At 37.8% G+C, this 15,426-nt stretch carries 16 protein-coding genes and 1 tRNA gene; 4 read left to right on the top strand and 13 right to left on the bottom strand.

Annotation, left to right across the window (positions count from 1 at the left end; translation table 11 throughout):
* Positions 1-219: 219 nt before the first annotated feature.
* The 3 genes from AB3217_RS05265 to AB3217_RS05255 all read right to left on the bottom strand — a co-directional run bounded on the left by AB3217_RS05265 (position 220) and on the right by AB3217_RS05255 (position 2,314).
* Complete coding sequence (locus AB3217_RS05265; protein WP_057782653.1) at positions 220-1,215, bottom strand: D-2-hydroxyacid dehydrogenase; 996 nt, start codon at positions 1,213-1,215, stop codon at positions 220-222.
* 72 nt (positions 1,216-1,287) lie between these two features.
* On the bottom strand, positions 1,288-1,572 hold the full coding sequence (locus AB3217_RS05260) for a GIY-YIG nuclease family protein (protein WP_057782651.1): 285 nt from the start codon (positions 1,570-1,572) through the stop codon (positions 1,288-1,290).
* Entirely contained in the window at positions 1,559-2,314 is a 756-nt protein-coding gene (locus AB3217_RS05255) for a tRNA1(Val) (adenine(37)-N6)-methyltransferase (protein WP_057782650.1), read from the bottom strand. The genes AB3217_RS05260 and AB3217_RS05255 overlap by 14 nt, the downstream gene beginning before the upstream one ends.
* Positions 2,315-2,399: 85 nt before the next feature.
* On the opposite strand from AB3217_RS05255, the gene AB3217_RS05250 reads away from it, so the two are divergent.
* Positions 2,400-3,023, top strand: a complete 624-nt coding sequence (locus tag AB3217_RS05250) for a 1-acyl-sn-glycerol-3-phosphate acyltransferase (RefSeq protein ID WP_068807510.1) — start codon at positions 2,400-2,402, stop codon at positions 3,021-3,023.
* 311 nt (positions 3,024-3,334) lie between these two features.
* Here AB3217_RS05250 and AB3217_RS05245 read toward each other — a convergent pair whose 3' ends face one another.
* The 6 genes from AB3217_RS05245 to AB3217_RS05220 all read right to left on the bottom strand — a co-directional run bounded on the left by AB3217_RS05245 (position 3,335) and on the right by AB3217_RS05220 (position 9,323).
* Entirely contained in the window at positions 3,335-5,092 is a 1,758-nt protein-coding gene (locus tag AB3217_RS05245; protein ID WP_367366124.1) for an ABC transporter ATP-binding protein, read from the bottom strand.
* 25 nt (positions 5,093-5,117) lie between these two features.
* Positions 5,118-6,881: an ABC transporter ATP-binding protein gene (locus AB3217_RS05240; protein WP_057782646.1), complete on the bottom strand. Its 1,764-nt coding sequence runs from the start codon at positions 6,879-6,881 to the stop codon at positions 5,118-5,120.
* Positions 6,882-7,025: 144 nt separating this feature from the next.
* Positions 7,026-7,919 carry an IS3 family transposase gene (locus AB3217_RS05235; protein ID WP_087128590.1) on the bottom strand — a complete coding sequence of 298 codons (894 nt, stop codon included), beginning with the start codon at positions 7,917-7,919 and terminating at the stop codon, positions 7,026-7,028.
* Positions 7,916-8,590: a helix-turn-helix domain-containing protein gene (locus AB3217_RS05230; protein ID WP_100078201.1), complete on the bottom strand. Its 675-nt coding sequence runs from the start codon at positions 8,588-8,590 to the stop codon at positions 7,916-7,918. Before AB3217_RS05230 ends, AB3217_RS05235 begins: the two co-directional genes overlap by 4 nt.
* 93 nt (positions 8,591-8,683) lie before the next feature.
* Entirely contained in the window at positions 8,684-8,911 is a 228-nt protein-coding gene (locus AB3217_RS05225) for a YneF family protein (protein WP_057782644.1), read from the bottom strand.
* A 160-nt stretch (positions 8,912-9,071) separates the two neighbouring features.
* Positions 9,072-9,323 (bottom strand): DUF896 domain-containing protein, encoded by a 252-nt coding sequence (locus AB3217_RS05220; RefSeq protein WP_057782641.1) that lies wholly within the window; start codon positions 9,321-9,323, stop codon positions 9,072-9,074.
* Positions 9,324-9,460: 137 nt separating this feature from the next.
* On the opposite strand from AB3217_RS05220, the gene lexA reads away from it, so the two are divergent.
* Entirely contained in the window at positions 9,461-10,090 is a 630-nt protein-coding gene (lexA, locus tag AB3217_RS05215) for a transcriptional repressor LexA (RefSeq protein WP_057782639.1), read from the top strand.
* Between the two features lie 39 nt (positions 10,091-10,129).
* Here the strand turns inward: lexA and AB3217_RS05210 are convergent, their stop codons facing one another.
* The gene (locus AB3217_RS05210) at positions 10,130-11,260 is read right to left on the bottom strand and encodes a glycerate kinase (RefSeq protein ID WP_367365771.1); all 1,131 of its coding nucleotides are present in this window, start codon (positions 11,258-11,260) and stop codon (positions 10,130-10,132) included.
* Between the two features lie 8 nt (positions 11,261-11,268).
* Positions 11,269-11,511 (bottom strand): hypothetical protein, encoded by a 243-nt coding sequence (locus AB3217_RS05205; protein WP_157077587.1) that lies wholly within the window; start codon positions 11,509-11,511, stop codon positions 11,269-11,271.
* 142 nt (positions 11,512-11,653) lie between these two features.
* On the opposite strand from AB3217_RS05205, the gene AB3217_RS05200 reads away from it, so the two are divergent.
* Positions 11,654-12,289, top strand: coding sequence for a hypothetical protein (locus tag AB3217_RS05200; RefSeq protein ID WP_057782633.1), 636 nt, complete (start codon positions 11,654-11,656; stop codon positions 12,287-12,289).
* Between the two features lie 50 nt (positions 12,290-12,339).
* Here AB3217_RS05200 and AB3217_RS05195 read toward each other — a convergent pair whose 3' ends face one another.
* Positions 12,340-13,506 carry a hydroxymethylglutaryl-CoA synthase gene (locus AB3217_RS05195; protein WP_068807518.1) on the bottom strand — a complete coding sequence of 389 codons (1,167 nt, stop codon included), beginning with the start codon at positions 13,504-13,506 and terminating at the stop codon, positions 12,340-12,342.
* A gap of 228 nt (positions 13,507-13,734) precedes the next feature.
* Between AB3217_RS05195 and AB3217_RS05190 the strand changes: the two genes are divergently transcribed.
* Entirely contained in the window at positions 13,735-15,165 is a 1,431-nt protein-coding gene (locus AB3217_RS05190; protein WP_057782631.1) for a DHA2 family efflux MFS transporter permease subunit, read from the top strand.
* A gap of 127 nt (positions 15,166-15,292) precedes the next feature.
* Here the strand turns inward: AB3217_RS05190 and AB3217_RS05185 are convergent.
* Positions 15,293-15,380 (bottom strand) — tRNA-Ser (locus AB3217_RS05185).
* Positions 15,381-15,426 lie beyond the last annotated feature (46 nt).

Here is a 15,426-nt window from a genome sequence, read left to right as displayed (position 1 = left end):
TAGTTTTTTCCTTCCCAATTTTCCTTTGATTTGAGAACTCAATGAGCACTGGTCAAATCATCCAACTGGGTGTGAATTTGGTTTAACACCAGCAATAAGTATACCGAAAATGCGCATCTAACGCAAGTAATACTTTCATTTTTATGCCGTTCAGAGCAAAAAAAAGTTTACACACCTTAATAATGTGTAAACTCTTTGAATCAATTGTACTTAATCAAATTAGTCAAAGCTAACTTCGTTGTCAGCCTTACCATTTTCGATGAAGCTCTTGTTGTTGTTTAATGAAATTTGAACCATGTTCTTAACAGCTTTTGTTGTATAGAATGCTGCATGTGGTGTAATCAAAACATTGTCACGAGCAAACAAATTATTGAAAACATCATCAGTAATCTTTTCACCTTTATGGTCAACATCAAAGATACCGACTTCATTTTCGTAGGTATCAAGGCCAGCACCAGCAACCTTACCATTATCAAGGGCACGAATCAATGCATCAGTATCAATTAGTGAGCCACGAGCATAGTTGAGGATATAAACGCCATCTTTCATCTTGCTGAAGGCATCATCGTTCAACATATGATAGTTATCCTTCAAAGCAGGAACATGCAATGTAATGACATCAGCTTGAGCGTAGATTTCGTCCAAGGTGTCAACATAAATTCCTTCTTTTTCCAATTCAGGATTACGGAAAACATCATAGCCAATAACCTTAGCACCGAAGCCTTTGAAGATGTCCATTGCAGCACGACCAATACGGCCAGTACCAACGACACCAACAGTTAATTCGTTGAGTTCTTGAGCAATGTCTGGAGCCCAACGGAAGTCACCCTTAGACATCTTATCTTCAAATGTTGGGATACGACGTAATAAGGACATCAAACCAGTAACAGATAATTCTGCGATTGCGCTTGGTGAGTATGCAGGTACGTTAGAAACTTTGATATTGTATTTCTTAACGGATTCAACTGGTACATTATCAACACCAACATTACGTAAGGAGAATGCATGGATTCCAAATTCATCCATCTTCTTAAAGATGCCATCAGTATAAGGTTTTTGCTGATAAGCAACAACCCCATCATAACCCTTGGCTAAATCAATATTGTCTTCAGTTAAAAGCTCTGGAACAGCCTTTACTTCAACACTGTTGTCTTTAACCCATTCATCCAAATATGGTTTTTCATCATCACGAATACCATAAGCAATAATTTTCATTACAAAAATTCCTCCTTAACAAATGTATCTTTAGTATAGCACATCGATAAAAATTAAAGTTAACTTTCCTAATCAATGTACTTGAACACCATGTTCATGTAAAAATTCTAGTTTGTTTTCTCTAGCTTGATGTTTAAAATGGTACTCGGCACTCAAAGCGTCATGTTTGTTGTCAAAAGTTTCATAGTATATCAAACGCACTGGTCTGCGTTTTTTCATGCGCGTGTACTTGGCGCCCTTTCCTGCATTGTGAGTTGCCACACGGGCTTTTACATCCACAGTAAATCCTCCATACAAAGTGCCATCCGCACATAACAAAACATAAAAGAAATACTGACGATTTTTATTTTTTTCCATATAAAAATCCTTTAACCTCTTGCGAGTATTCTTCACCCTCATATTCATACAACGGATCCATGAATCGGATTCCATCTGGCCGTCCATCTTTAATCGCTTCAATCAAAACCATATTGGCTTCATTATGCGGACGTGGATAGACTAATCGAATCCTTTTGGGTGCTAGTCGATTTCGTTTTAAGGTTTCTAAAATTTCTAAAAAACGGTCCGGGCGATGAACTAAAAATAACTTGCCGTTCATTTTTAATAGACCTGAAGATACCTTCAAAACTTGATTAAGGGTTGTTTTCACCTCGTGTCGTGCAATTGCCAGATAAGGATTAGGATTTTTCTTACTGGTAGTCTGATTGCGAAAATATGGTGGATTACAAAGCACATAATCATAAGAATCTTTATTAAACTTTTGGAAGGTGTCTGCAAGATCTAAGTTATACATTTTGACACGATTTCCTAGCTGATTTAATTGAATACTTCGGTCACCCATGTCTGCAAGCCTATGTTGTAATTCAAGCTGGTCAATTGATCCCTTTGTCTTTTGACTCGCAAACAATCCCACGGCGCCATTACCCGCGCATAAGTCCATCACTTTAGTTTTTGGCGAGTTTTTTAATTCAGCGAAACTCGCCAACAAAACAGCGTCTAATGAAAACGAGAAAACATCCGGGCTTTGAATTATTTTAATATCCTGACTGTAAAGCTGATCAATTCTTTCGTTTTTCTTTAAAATATCGGTATCTTTCATTTTTTCCTCTTATTCATTACTTGCAACAATTTTGGTTTTTGTTCATACTTAAGCTATTAATTCAGCATGACAGGAGAATCATATAGTGGTTTATTCATTTTTAAGAGTTTTAATACGAGTATTATTATACATTATCAATGGACGTCCCCATTACTTAAATCGCAAAAATCTTCCAAAAGGGTCTTACATTTTAGTTGGACCCCATCGCACCTGGTTTGATCCAATTTATTACGCCCTGGCAGCCAGTCCAAAGAAATTTTCGTTCATGGCTAAAGAAGAACTATTCAAAAACCCAATTATTCGTTGGATACTGGTTCACTGCTATGCTTTTTCAGTGAACCGAACAAATCCAGGTCCTTCAGCAATCAAAACACCCGTTAATATTCTTCGGCAAGGAAAATTATCCATGATTATCTTTCCGTCTGGATCACGTCATACGCAGCATTTAAAGGGTGGTGCTGTAGTCATTGCCAAGATGGCAAATGTGCCACTTATCCCCACTGTGTATCAAGGTCCCCTAACATTTAAAACACTTTTTTCTAGAAAAAGGGCAACGGTAGATTTTGGAGAACCCATTCAAATCGATCGCAAACAACGGATGGATGAAGCTGGTCGTAATGCACTTGATGCACAACTTCAAAATGCATTCAATAAGCTTGATAAAGAGATCAATCCAGACTTTAAATATGTGGATGTTTCTAAAAAATAAAAAATCTGTAAACAGTTAAATCTAGCACTGTTTAAGATTTTTTATTAGGCATCTAAAGGTTGAAAGTATCAAAATTATTATATCAGTGTGTTGCTTGCAGAGATTAGATTTAGTCTGGAAACAAATGGGATCAGCAGTGTCGTTTATCTTAGCGGGTTTAGGCCGAGCTTGAAGACGTGGCTTTCGGCTCCAAGTCGTGCCCACTACGTTCCAGGCCAAATTTGCTGGAAGACGGCATTTCATCTAACTTTGCTGCCATGAACGTTTTCGTATCAAGCAACTAGATAAATTTTTGTAGTTTCAACCTTTAGTTAGCCGTCAAATTGCGTATTTCCTTGCAACTCGTACATATCATAATACATACCGTGTTTAGCCAACAATTCATCATGAGTGCCTCGTTCAATAATTTTGCCATGCTTTAGAACTAAGATTTGGTTAGCATCCTGAATTGTTGATAATCGATGCGCAATCACCAGCGAAGTTCGACTCTGACTCATCTTTCTTAAACTACCTTGAATCATGTCTTCAGTTTCTGTATCAATATGAGCAGTTGCCTCATCCAAAATGAGAATCTTAGGATCACTCACAATGGTACGAGCAAATGAAATCAACTGGCGTTGACCACCCGAATATTCAGCACCACGTTCAATCACCTTGTTATGATACCCCCTAGGCAACTCTTCAATAAACTTGTCAGCTTGGACAAATCGTGCTGCTTGCCGGATATCATCATCGCTAATCTCATCATTATACATTCGAATATTTGAAGCAATATCGCCATAAAACAAAAACGGCTCTTGTAAAACTAGCCCAATTTTCTTGCGTAATTCCTCTGGTGCATACTCGCGAATGTCGTGTCCATCAACTAATATTTGACCCGATTGAAATTCGTAAAAACGCATCAACAAATTAATCGTGGAACTCTTGCCACTTCTAGTAGAACCAACTAACGCTACTGTCTCCCCTGGATTCACAGTGAAATTAATATCATTCAAAACATCGTTTTCACCATCGTAGGAAAAAGTGACATGCTTAAACTCAATTTTTCCTTCAGTAATTTTCAAATCTGATTTTACATTTTGTTTAGGTTCAAAACTCTGATTGTCCAATATTCTTAAAATTCGGGTGCTGGCAACCAGACCATCTTGGAAAGTAGACAAATAGTCCATCATGGATGACATAGGATTATAAAAGCTATCGATGTAACTTACAAACGCATAAATCACACCAGCAGCCACAGGATTTTTGAACGCATCAATTCCAAACAGCCCAAGTGCAATAACAACTCCCAACGCATACATCAAATTGATAATCGGATTAAGCAGCAACGAGTTCATGCGAATCATTGAAAAACGTGCGAATAAATAGTCATTATTTGTTTTTTCAAATTCTGATTCAATTCGTTTTTCTTGGCGAAACTGTTGAATAACACCAATTCCCACAAGCGATTCACTGATCTTAGTATTCAATTGACTTAGGTTTTCGCGCATTCGACGATACACTGTTGAACTATATTTTTGATAAAACCAGATAATAAATACTAAAAACGGTAGCAAGGCTAATGTTGCCCATGTGATTTTCACACTAGTCGTAAACATGGCAACCAATGCTGAAGCCATACCAAAAACGCCAACAATCAACGTTAAAAATAAAGTCCAAAAGTCTTGCAAACTCATCGTATCATTAGTAACTCGCGATACAATTGAACCTGCTGGAGTTGCATCAAAATAGCTCATACCTAATTTGTGTAGTTTCTGAAAAAGCAACATGCGGACACGCTCCAAAGTTCTTTCAGCTCCCATTGCATAAAGAAACGTTTGGCCAAATTGAAAAACAGCCTGCAAAACTGCACCTAAAAAGTAAAGTCCAGCAAACAAAAACATAATTGAAAGCGGTGTCGATGTGTGAACCAAGTAATGATCCATATAAAACTGAATTAAGCGAGGTAACAAAATGTTAATCACACTCACAATACCCGCAAAAACAATTGCAACGAGAAATTGCTTCAAAAAAGGCTTTGTGAACGGCATCATCCGTTTGATCGTGTGAAACTGCTCTTTGGTAGTCATTGTGTGCGACCAAATTGATTCTTTTTTATTCTGCACTTAAGTCACCTTCTTTTTCGATTTTTGTTTCCATTTGTTGACGATGGAACATGTCTTGATACCAACCAGGTTGACTAACCAATTGTGAATGGGTTCCTCTTTGGATAATTCTTCCATTATCTAGAACCAAAATTTCATTCGCATTCATTACACTGCTTAACCGATGAGCCGCAATAATAGTAGTTTTATCTTTCCTTTCTTGGCGAAGTTCCTGTAAAATGGCATGCTCAGTTTCTCCATCAACTGCAGATAAAGCGTCATCTAAAAGAAGGACTTCGGGATTAATAATTAAAGCGCGAGCAATTGCCAAACGTTGCCGTTGGCCTCCTGATAGTGATACTCCTTGTTCCCCAACTTCAGTATCAAATTGATTTGGCTGATCTAAAATATCCGCGTACAGATCACTCTTTTTTGCGGCCGCAACAACTTCATCATCCGTCGCATCAAAATCACCAAATCGAATATTGTTTTTGATTGTATCCGAAAATAAAAAGCTTTCTTCTGGCACATAACCTAAAGAAGGTAAGTATGAATTCAAGGCATAGTCCTTGATATTAATTCCGCCAACGGTGATAGCTCCTTTATAATCATCAAACTCGCGTAAGATCAATTTCATCAATGTTGATTTTCCAGTTCCAACTTTCCCAACTAGACCAATTGTATTTCCAGCGGGAAGTTTAAAGTGCACATCATTTAAACTGCTATTTTCATCTCCCGGGTATGTGAAAGACTGAATATTAAAGTCCAGATCACCAGTTGCCCGTTTTTGAACCGCATGTTTATCATCAATAATGCTTGACTTAGCGTGGAGTAATAAATTAACCCGGTCATAACTTGCATTTCCACGTTCCATGATGTTGAACAAGTTACCAATCGCAAACATTGGCCAAATCAACATCGTAATGTAGGAAATGAAAGAAACCAATTGACCAATATTAATCACATTGTGAACAACAAATGAACCACCAAGAACCAAAGTAATCATGTAAGAAATCCCGATTAAAACAGTTGTCATTGGATTAAAAAGTGCGTCCAACATATTAACTTTTCGATTAATTTGAATTGTTTGGTCAACTAACTTTTTGAAATCATCAATATCTTCTTGGTCTTGTCCAAGGGATTTGATGACCTTAATCCCCATGATGCTCTCCTGGGTTTTATTATTTAATCGTGAAAATGCTGCCTGTGACTTTCGGAAAGCAATATGGATCTTGGTTCCCAAGTAACCGGCACTAATCGCTAACAAAGGAAATGGAATCATAGCTAATAGGGTTAAGCGCCAATCAACCAATGCCATCATTGCAATAATGGTTGTAATCCCAGTAATAATTGAATCCGCAAACGACAAAATTCCAGACCCTGCTACTTGCTGAATGGCCTGTAAATCGTTGGTTGCGTGGGCCATTAAATCACCAGTTCGGTGCTCCTGATAAAAAGTTTGATCCATTTGCATATAATGGTTAAATAACCGACTTCTTAGCGTTTTTTCAAGGCGTGCAGCTCCGCCAAAAATCCGTGACCGCCATGTGTACCGGAAAATATATTGTAAAAAGCCCACAGCAGCAAGAATTAGTAGTGAAATTGTTAAAGAAAAACCTGTTAAACCTCTGGTACTGATTTCTTGAACTAAATTACCAATGATTTTTGGCGGAATAACATTTAAAACCGCGACAAGCAAGAGAAAAATAACGCCAATTAAATAATTCCATTTTTCTATTTTAAAAAACCAACCCAATTTTCGAAAAATTGACACGACTGCCCCTCCTATTTATAACTAGCTAAAAGTCATATTCCCCAATTTTTGGCAACAAAAAAAGGACAAAAATAATCTTTGTCCTTTATCTGTACTAGGCCCTGTCAAGTTGACAAATGAAATAATATAAATTTTAACATGTATCTAAATGGCTTCATTCCAGTATTCATCTGGGGTGAGGCCATTTCTTTGTGCTGAACGGTTGTGGTGATTAAAGTAGATGATTCCTTCTTCAACTAAGCTCACAAGTTCTGGATAGGTTTTCGCCATTGGGTGACGATCCATCCAGCGTAGCTTAAATTCATTCCACCAACGCTCCATTGGTGCGTTATCATAGGGCGTGCCAGGCCGTGACATACTACGTCTGACCTGGAATTGATCCATAAATTGGTTAAACGATTTCGAGGTATATGCCGTGCCTCGGTCTGTATGCACCATTGGATGCACATCGCCTGCTTGAGTAAAAGCCCGTTGAAAAACTTGAATTTCTGCGGCACTTGTTTCCGTAATGCTGAGATTATAGGCCAAAAGTCGCCGACCATAAAGATCCAAAACGCCGCTCAGGCGCACCTTGTATTCACCGTTAATACCATATGACAACTCTGTTGAGTCAGAAAGCCAGACTTGATTGGGCGCTGTCACTTTAAATTTTCGATTCAATACGTTGTCCTGAATATACTGTTCCGATTGCTTTACACGGTTATGTTTTTTCTTGCGAATCTGACAATGAATATCTAGTTCACGCATTACTCGACGGACCTGCTTAAATGTAACTGGGAAGTTAATTTGTTCATCTTGGCGTAAATTTTCCAATAAATTACCAGCTCCAATTCCTTGATGATGAAAATCAAACCAGTATTGTGCTCGTTCTTTAAGTCGTTGATCCCGTAATTCCCAAACAGTTTCTTGGCGTTTGAGTCCTTTGTTGTATGCTTGTCGGCTGACGCCGATAATTACCAGTAGCTTTGTGATTGCTCCATGATGACCTTTACTGACGTCCTTAATTGCCTGGTAAGCCAGTTGATGCTGTTTTTTCACCCCTTGTACCGTAGTTCCTGAAATTTTTTTATGAAGGCCTCATAAAGTTCTTTGTCTTTTAATTGCGATTCTAACTCACGAATTCGTAAATTAGCCTTATCCAAATCTGTAAGTGCTGCTTGTTTTTTGTGATGACCACGATTATCTACGAGGAATTCATAGCCTCTTTCATGAGCCTTAAGCACCCAAGAACGTGCTTGTTGATAGGAAACCTGAAAATGAGTGGCAGCTTCGCTATAACTATGTTTATCTTTGGTTACATACTCTACAACTGCAATTCGTTCTTCAACAGTAGTTTTTCTACCCATAGTGAGGACCAACTTTCTAGATGGTGACATCGTCACCGTTTTGTCCTCATTATACCTGGAAATCCAGTTTACTAATTGACTTGTTGAACGTAAACCAAATTTAAGAGCCACTTCTGCAAGCGAATAGTCACCATTTGAATACGTGTGAATTGCCTCTAACTTTAATTTCTGTGAATAATGTTTATTCTGACGTGCTTCTTTTAATCCCTCAAAACCATCACGCTCATAACGTTTTAACCACGTTCTAAAAACATTACCATTAACATTATGTTCTCTCGAAAAGGCCTCACTAGACATTTTTGATTGCCTGAATTGCTCAAGCAAGGTTAACTTTTCAAGTTCTGTATACTTAGCTCTGGGCATACAAATATCCCTCCATAGTTATTAGATGAATTATATTATTTCATCTGACAACCATAAAGGGATTATTACAATCATTAATAAAATTGTTTAAAACTACTTTTGATGTTTAGCTTGGTTCTGCATTGAATTCATCATTTGATGCAATTTCTTTTGCGATGGTTTTTGTCCCATTTGCAACATCATAGTCCGCAACATTTCTTCATTGATCGGAGGATTATTTTTAAGATAACTTTCCATATATTTACGAGCAGCAAAAAAACCACCGACTGCCCCAAGTAATAACGCGATAATAACAATTACAATCCAAATTCCAGTTGACAAAGTCCTAACCTCCTAACAAATATGTATACTAATTCATAGTACACAAAATATCCACAAAATAAAAGAGGTAGTATCGATTTATTTCTCCATACCTCTCATTTTAGCATTAATTTTAAATAAGAAAAGATTAAAATGACATTATAAAACAGAAAAATTAAATTTAATCATCTCTTAAACCCTTTTTACGTTGAACTTTTTTTACTTTTTCTGGCGTAACTTCTTTACCGCTCTTGTCAAAGATACGCATCATTTCGACTTGGCTCTTAAATCCAGCTCGGAACCGTTTTAAATATTTTTGTCGCAACTCTTTACGTTCGATAATTTCTAAATCCGTTAATCCTTCAGCTTTAGCCTTGTGTGCTAACTCATTAATCCGTTTGATTAATTTTTGAAACTCTTCATCCTCTGCCAATACAATCACTCCCGATTTCTTTAAACATAATTCTACACTGTTGCATTAATTTTTTCAAAAAATTAAACCGAACATTTGTTTGAATACACTAAGGTCATATGGTAAAATGAAAACAAGAAAATGCGAGGTGCGCAATTATGTCAAAAACATCTGAAAGCAAGCAAGAGGCTGTACTGCGATACATATATGACAACGTAAATGAGAAAGGCTACCCACCAACTGTGCGTGAAATTGGTGAGGCAGTTTCACTTTCCTCGACATCTACAGTTCACGGCCACATTGAACGGCTGCAAAAAAAAGGATTTTTACAAAAAGATCCAACAAAACCACGTGCGTTAGAAATTACTCCTCTTGGTCTCGAAGAACTTGGAGTTAGTGCCACACCACATAAGATTCCCGTTCTTGGAACAGTTACTGCAGGTGTGCCAATTCTAGCAGTTGAAGAAGCAACAGATTTTTTCCCGTTGCCACCAGAGTTTGAACATGAAGATGGTGAATTGTTCATGTTAACAATTCGCGGGGAAAGTATGATTCAAGCTGGCATTTTAAATGGTGATCAAGTTATTGTGCGCAAACAGACTTCAGCCGACAATGGTGATATCGTCATTGCAATGACCGATGAAAATGAAGCAACCTGCAAGCGGTTCTTCAAGGAATCTGATCACATCCGTTTGCAACCTGAAAACGATACAATGGCTCCAATAATTCTTCAAAATGTCAGCATTCTTGGCCGTGTCGTTGGCCTCTATCGTGATCAAATCTATTAAAAGATAAAAAAGCTCGAGAATTAATGATTCTCGCGCTTTTTATTTTTCAGGAAGATAATCTGTGGCTAACCAACGAGCAGTTTCTTGAATATTTACTGAGCCGTTTTGTAACGTTCGTTTATCAATTGGTACCTCATCATTAATGTTTTTAACCAGTTGAATATTTTTAGGTAAATTCGTCAGATTTGGTGCAATCTTACCCGCCAACACAATTACCTGACAAGATGGATTCCATTTCAAACAAGCACTTGCAACACCAAACGGAACTTTCCCATTTCTGGACTGTGTATCAAAAGACCCCTCTCCAGTTATGACATAATTAGCATCCTGACAAAGTTTCTCGAATTGACTAATTTCTAATACTTTATCAATGCCAGAATCCAGTTCAGCGTTAAAAAAAGATTTTAACCCATAACTTAATCCACCAGCTCCACCGGTTCCCCAGTCATTAGCATAATTTGTATGCAATTTTTTTTGGACAATTTTAGATAAATGTTTTAAATTGTTTTCGAGTTCAATGACATTTTCGGGTGTAGCCCCTTTTTGAGGGCCAAAAATTTTAGAAGCTCCTTTTTCCCCAAAAAGCGGATTGCCAACATCATTCAAAACAAAAATCGGTGGGATTGAGGACATATTTCGTGGCTTAACTATCTTTTCAAGATCCTTCAACCCAACGTTTCCTAATTGAATAGACTCACCTTGCCCATCTAAAAATTGATAGCCAAGTGCCATTGCAGCACCAACCCCACCATCATTGGTTGCACTACCGCCAACACCTATAAAAATCTTTTCAGGACCATACTGCAAACAAGCTTTAATTAGTTGACCTGTACCAAAAGTAGAAGTCTTCATGGCATCAAGTTCAGCAGTTTTTAAGTGTTCAATTCCACTCGCTGATGCCATATCGATGACAGCAGTTTTTTGATCCTTAGTCATCCCAAATTGAGCCTTAATTGATCTTCCAAGCGCATCCTCAACCTCTAATGTATGCGTTGAACCACCCAGATGACTCATAAGTGCCACCATTGTTCCCTCACCACCATCAGCAATTGGCAATGGAACACAATCTAAATTTGGTCGAGCTTTTGTTAATCCTGCCACAATATGCTCCGTGGCCACTTTGGCAGTCATACTATTTTTGAAAGAATCCGGCGCCACAATAATCTTCATGATAAGCCTCATTTGTAATTTTCTTTGTTAATATTGACTCGGAGTAACCGAATTGGTATGCAATTCTTTGCTTCAACAACTGTATTATACTGAATTAATGCAGCTTTGTAACGCTCACGGTAATTAACTTGCAGAATTTCAATTACCAACTTTGTCCTTAAAATATTCATAATTTTGCCAATGAATGGATAATCTAAATCATCACACTTTTTACATTTTACCAACATCCCAATCTTGAATCTAGTTAGCATATTAATCGCCACCATTTATTAGTATATCCTCATGATAACAATAAGTATTGTCGTCAATCAATTGACAAGCCTCGTTTATACGATTGTACTTTGGTATGGTTTGCGCGATAATATAAGAAAATGACCTGTGAGGGGGATATTTATGTTATTTTTGTTCATTATGGCAATATTTGCACTCATTTTGTCCATTCTAAGACTAAGTATGGTTATCCAAAATGGCGAACGCTTATTTTCACCGATTCTTTTTATTGTGGTCTGTCTAGGCCTAATTATTTTCAGTGGCTTTAATTTACCTTTCTGGCAAAAATCAAAGTCATCAACGCAGTCCACTGCAACTTCAAGTTCAGTTCAGACTACTTCAAAATCTACAAAGAAGTTTGCAAGCACATTTTCAAGTGCAGGTGCTAATGCGTTTCCTGACGAGACTAACAAGCAAAAAAAAGCAGCTCAATCCGTCAAAGAAAACAATATTCTAGCCTCACTACAAAAAAATTATTCTGGAACTGGAACTGTCACTTTCAGTAGAACGGCCAAAGCGTTTTATGTAAAACCAACAAATAAAGATTTTGTGAGCTCGTTGAAATCTTTAATCAAAACACCGTCTAACGCAAAGGACGCAAACTTTGATCAAGTTGTGACCAACTTTAAAAAGCTCTCCTTATCAATCAAAAAGAATTTAGGAAGTAACTATCAAGTTTCACTAATGAATCCAAATAATACTTCAAAACCTATTTTGACTGCTAAAGACGGAACAATCACTTATAATTATTTTCAATAAAAGTAATGTCATCAAAAAAGATCGCCCGATAAAATATCAGGCGACTTTTTTTAACGTTTTTGATATTGACGCTGTTGATCTTTTTGCCCAGCCAGATAAAACTTTGCAGAGTCTTTTTCATAATCTGTCACAAAGTCAGCATCTGACAATGGCATTTGAGACTTAAACATTTTTTCGTAATCTGGAATTGATAATTCTTCGCGGTTACTTAAAACATTGGTGATTGTGGATTCATGCAGGGCTTGCTTATAGTTTGATTGCACCGTAGCTACATAAAACTCACCCTCTGCACCAGATCCGTAACTGAATAATCCAATTTTTTGAGTTTCATTTAAGCTCTCACTATTCACTAGTAATGATAACAAACTCAAGTATAAAGAGCCCGTATACAGATTGCCTACTTGGCGATTAAAAACGCGAGAATACTCAAATTCACGTAACAACTGATTGGCATGGCTCTCATCCGTTTCTGGCAAGATCGCCCTTAAGGCCTTCAACCCCATTTTCGTATAAGGTAAATGAAAAACTAAGGCTTGTAAATCAGAAATCTCTAGACCGTGTTGTTTTTGGTACTGTGCGAATGTCTGTTGGAAAAACTCGATGTACTGTTTTGAAGAATACTTACCATCCACTAATGCTTCTGTTGCATAAAGTGGTCGCCAAAAATCCATGATGTCTGCTACATAATGGGCAGAACCGTTCTCAATTGCTAAAATGCGCGGATTAGCACTGATAACAACGGCCATTGCCCCACCACCTTGAGTAGGTTCACCGGCATTGTGCAGTCCATATCGAGCAATATCTGCCCCCACTACCAAAACTTGGCTATCAGGATGAGCCAAAACATGGTCTTTAGCTAGTTGGATCCCCGCCGTCATGGCATAACAGGCCTGTTTCAACTCCACGCTCTGAATTGTGTTGGGTAACCCTAATAAACGTTGCAGATAAATTGCCGCTGACTTGGAATTATCAATCCCAGATTCAGTCCCGAATAAAATAAGATCAATTTTTTTACGATTATCATCGTTTACAATTTGATCGGCCGCATTTGCTGCCATCGTAACGGCATCTTGAGAATTTGGAATAACCGCTTGTTTAGTCTGACCAATCCCAATTAAATATTTGTCGGGCTCTTCATTTCGTGCTCGCGCTAATTTTGCCATGTCGACATACCATTTGGGTGTGTAGAATCCAATTTTATCTATTCCAACCTTCATCATCGTTATCCTCCATTTTCCGTATCCATAAATCGTTGTTACCTATTTTAGCATAGATAATTCTCTTAGCTCCAACTTATCGCAAGCGCGTTTAGGAAACCTTAAAATGTCAAAAGTCACTTGTAAAACGCTTACTTACAGTTTTTTGGCGTAAAAAACTTACGTGAAGAAAAAAACTATGATAGTGTAATCAATTGTCTGGTAAAAAGAGAAAAGGAGTTTTTAGTTATGTCAGAAAGTTCGGAAAATAAACAAGTTGCACCGTCAGCAACTGTACCTGTTAAACATCCTATGCTTGCCATGATGGGTATGTTAATTGGAGGGTTTGTCGGCATGTTAAGTGAAACATCCCTTAACATTGCATTGCCAAGCCTGATGACGAAGTTAAACGTTAGTGTTGGGACAATTCAATGGTTGGTCACAGGTTACATGTTGATCATTGGGATTGTGCTCCCACTTTCAAGTTTACTGACCAAATGGTTTTCAACCCGTCAGTTAATCATTTTCGGGTTAATTGATTTCATTGTTGGTTCCATCATTTCGGCTGTCGCACCCACTTTTGCGATATTGTTAATCGGCCGAATGATTCAAGGAATTGCTACTGGTTTGGTCTTACCATTAATGTTTACAGTTGCCACCTTGATCTTCCCACCGTATAAGTTGGGAACTGCAATGGGTTTGATTGGTTTAGTTATTATGTTTGCCCCAGCCATTGGTCCTACATTGTCAGGAATCATTTTAGGTGTTCTTTCATGGCGGTGGATCTTTTGGTTGTTTGTTCCATTTTTACTCATTGGAACATTTTTTGCCATTAAATATTTACCAAATGTAAACAACTTAACTAAGCCAAAAATTGATATCTTCTCAATTTTATTGTCAACAATTGGTTTCGGTGGACTTGTAACTGCTGTAAGTATGGCAAGTAATTATGGATGGGGATCAGCAACTGTTTTAATTACATTAGTTGTGTCACTATTAGTCCTTGCCGCTTACATCTACCGACAATTACATTCAGATGCCCCAATTTTAAATTTTCACGTTTTCCAACGGCCAAACTTTAGAATTGGTGCCATCCTGGTTATGCTAGATTTCGGGATTATTTTATCTTCAATGTACTTACTTCCTATGTTCTGGCAAAATGGATTAGCCATCGCAGTCGCATTGACTGGGATCGTTATGCTGCCAGGTGGTGTCGCAAATGCGATATTCTCTGCGGTTTCTGGCCGTCTTTACGATCGTTTCGGTGCCCGTTTGCTAGCCTTACTTGGTTTCTTCATCGTCATTATTGGTGTTGTGATGTTGTTACTAGCAAATTCAAATTCTGCCGTTTGGTATGTCATCCTTGCTCACATTGTCATTATGATTGGTGCCCCTGTTGCGATGTCACCAACTCAAACATTTGGATTAAATGCATTGGACGCCCGTACTGCTGGTGATGGCAGTACCATTATGAATACTTTCCAACAAATTATCGGTGCTATCTCAACAGCCGTTGCGACAAGTTTATTAGGACTTGGCCAACACGCTTCATCTGCGCCTTTAAATTCACAAAACGCATTTACTAACGGTGTACACTATGGTCTTATTTTCCCATTGGCACTCGCTGTAATTGCATTCTTACTTTCATTTACAATCAATGATAAATCAGAAAGCAAATAAATTTTATAGGTCCAAACTCAAAACGCTTATTCAGTGAAAATTCTGAATAAGCGTTTTAATTTTTTATTATATCTCGTAACTAAAAAAGAAACGCGGTTAAATTCAGCGTTTCTTTATCTTACTCATAAGGAGAGTACAGGATTTGAACCTGCGCGCCGGTATTAGCCGGTTCGCCGGATTTCGAGTCCGGTGCATTACCACTCTGCCAACTCTCCAGAACTACTGAATAAGTATACCAAAAAATCGAGAAATTGGCAAAAA

It is taken from the genome of Pediococcus parvulus, assembly GCF_964063155.1.
GTDB classification, from domain to species: Bacteria; Bacillota; Bacilli; order Lactobacillales; family Lactobacillaceae; genus Pediococcus; species Pediococcus parvulus.
Note: the sequence above shows the minus strand (reverse complement) of the source record. Positions and strands in the feature narration are given on the sequence as shown.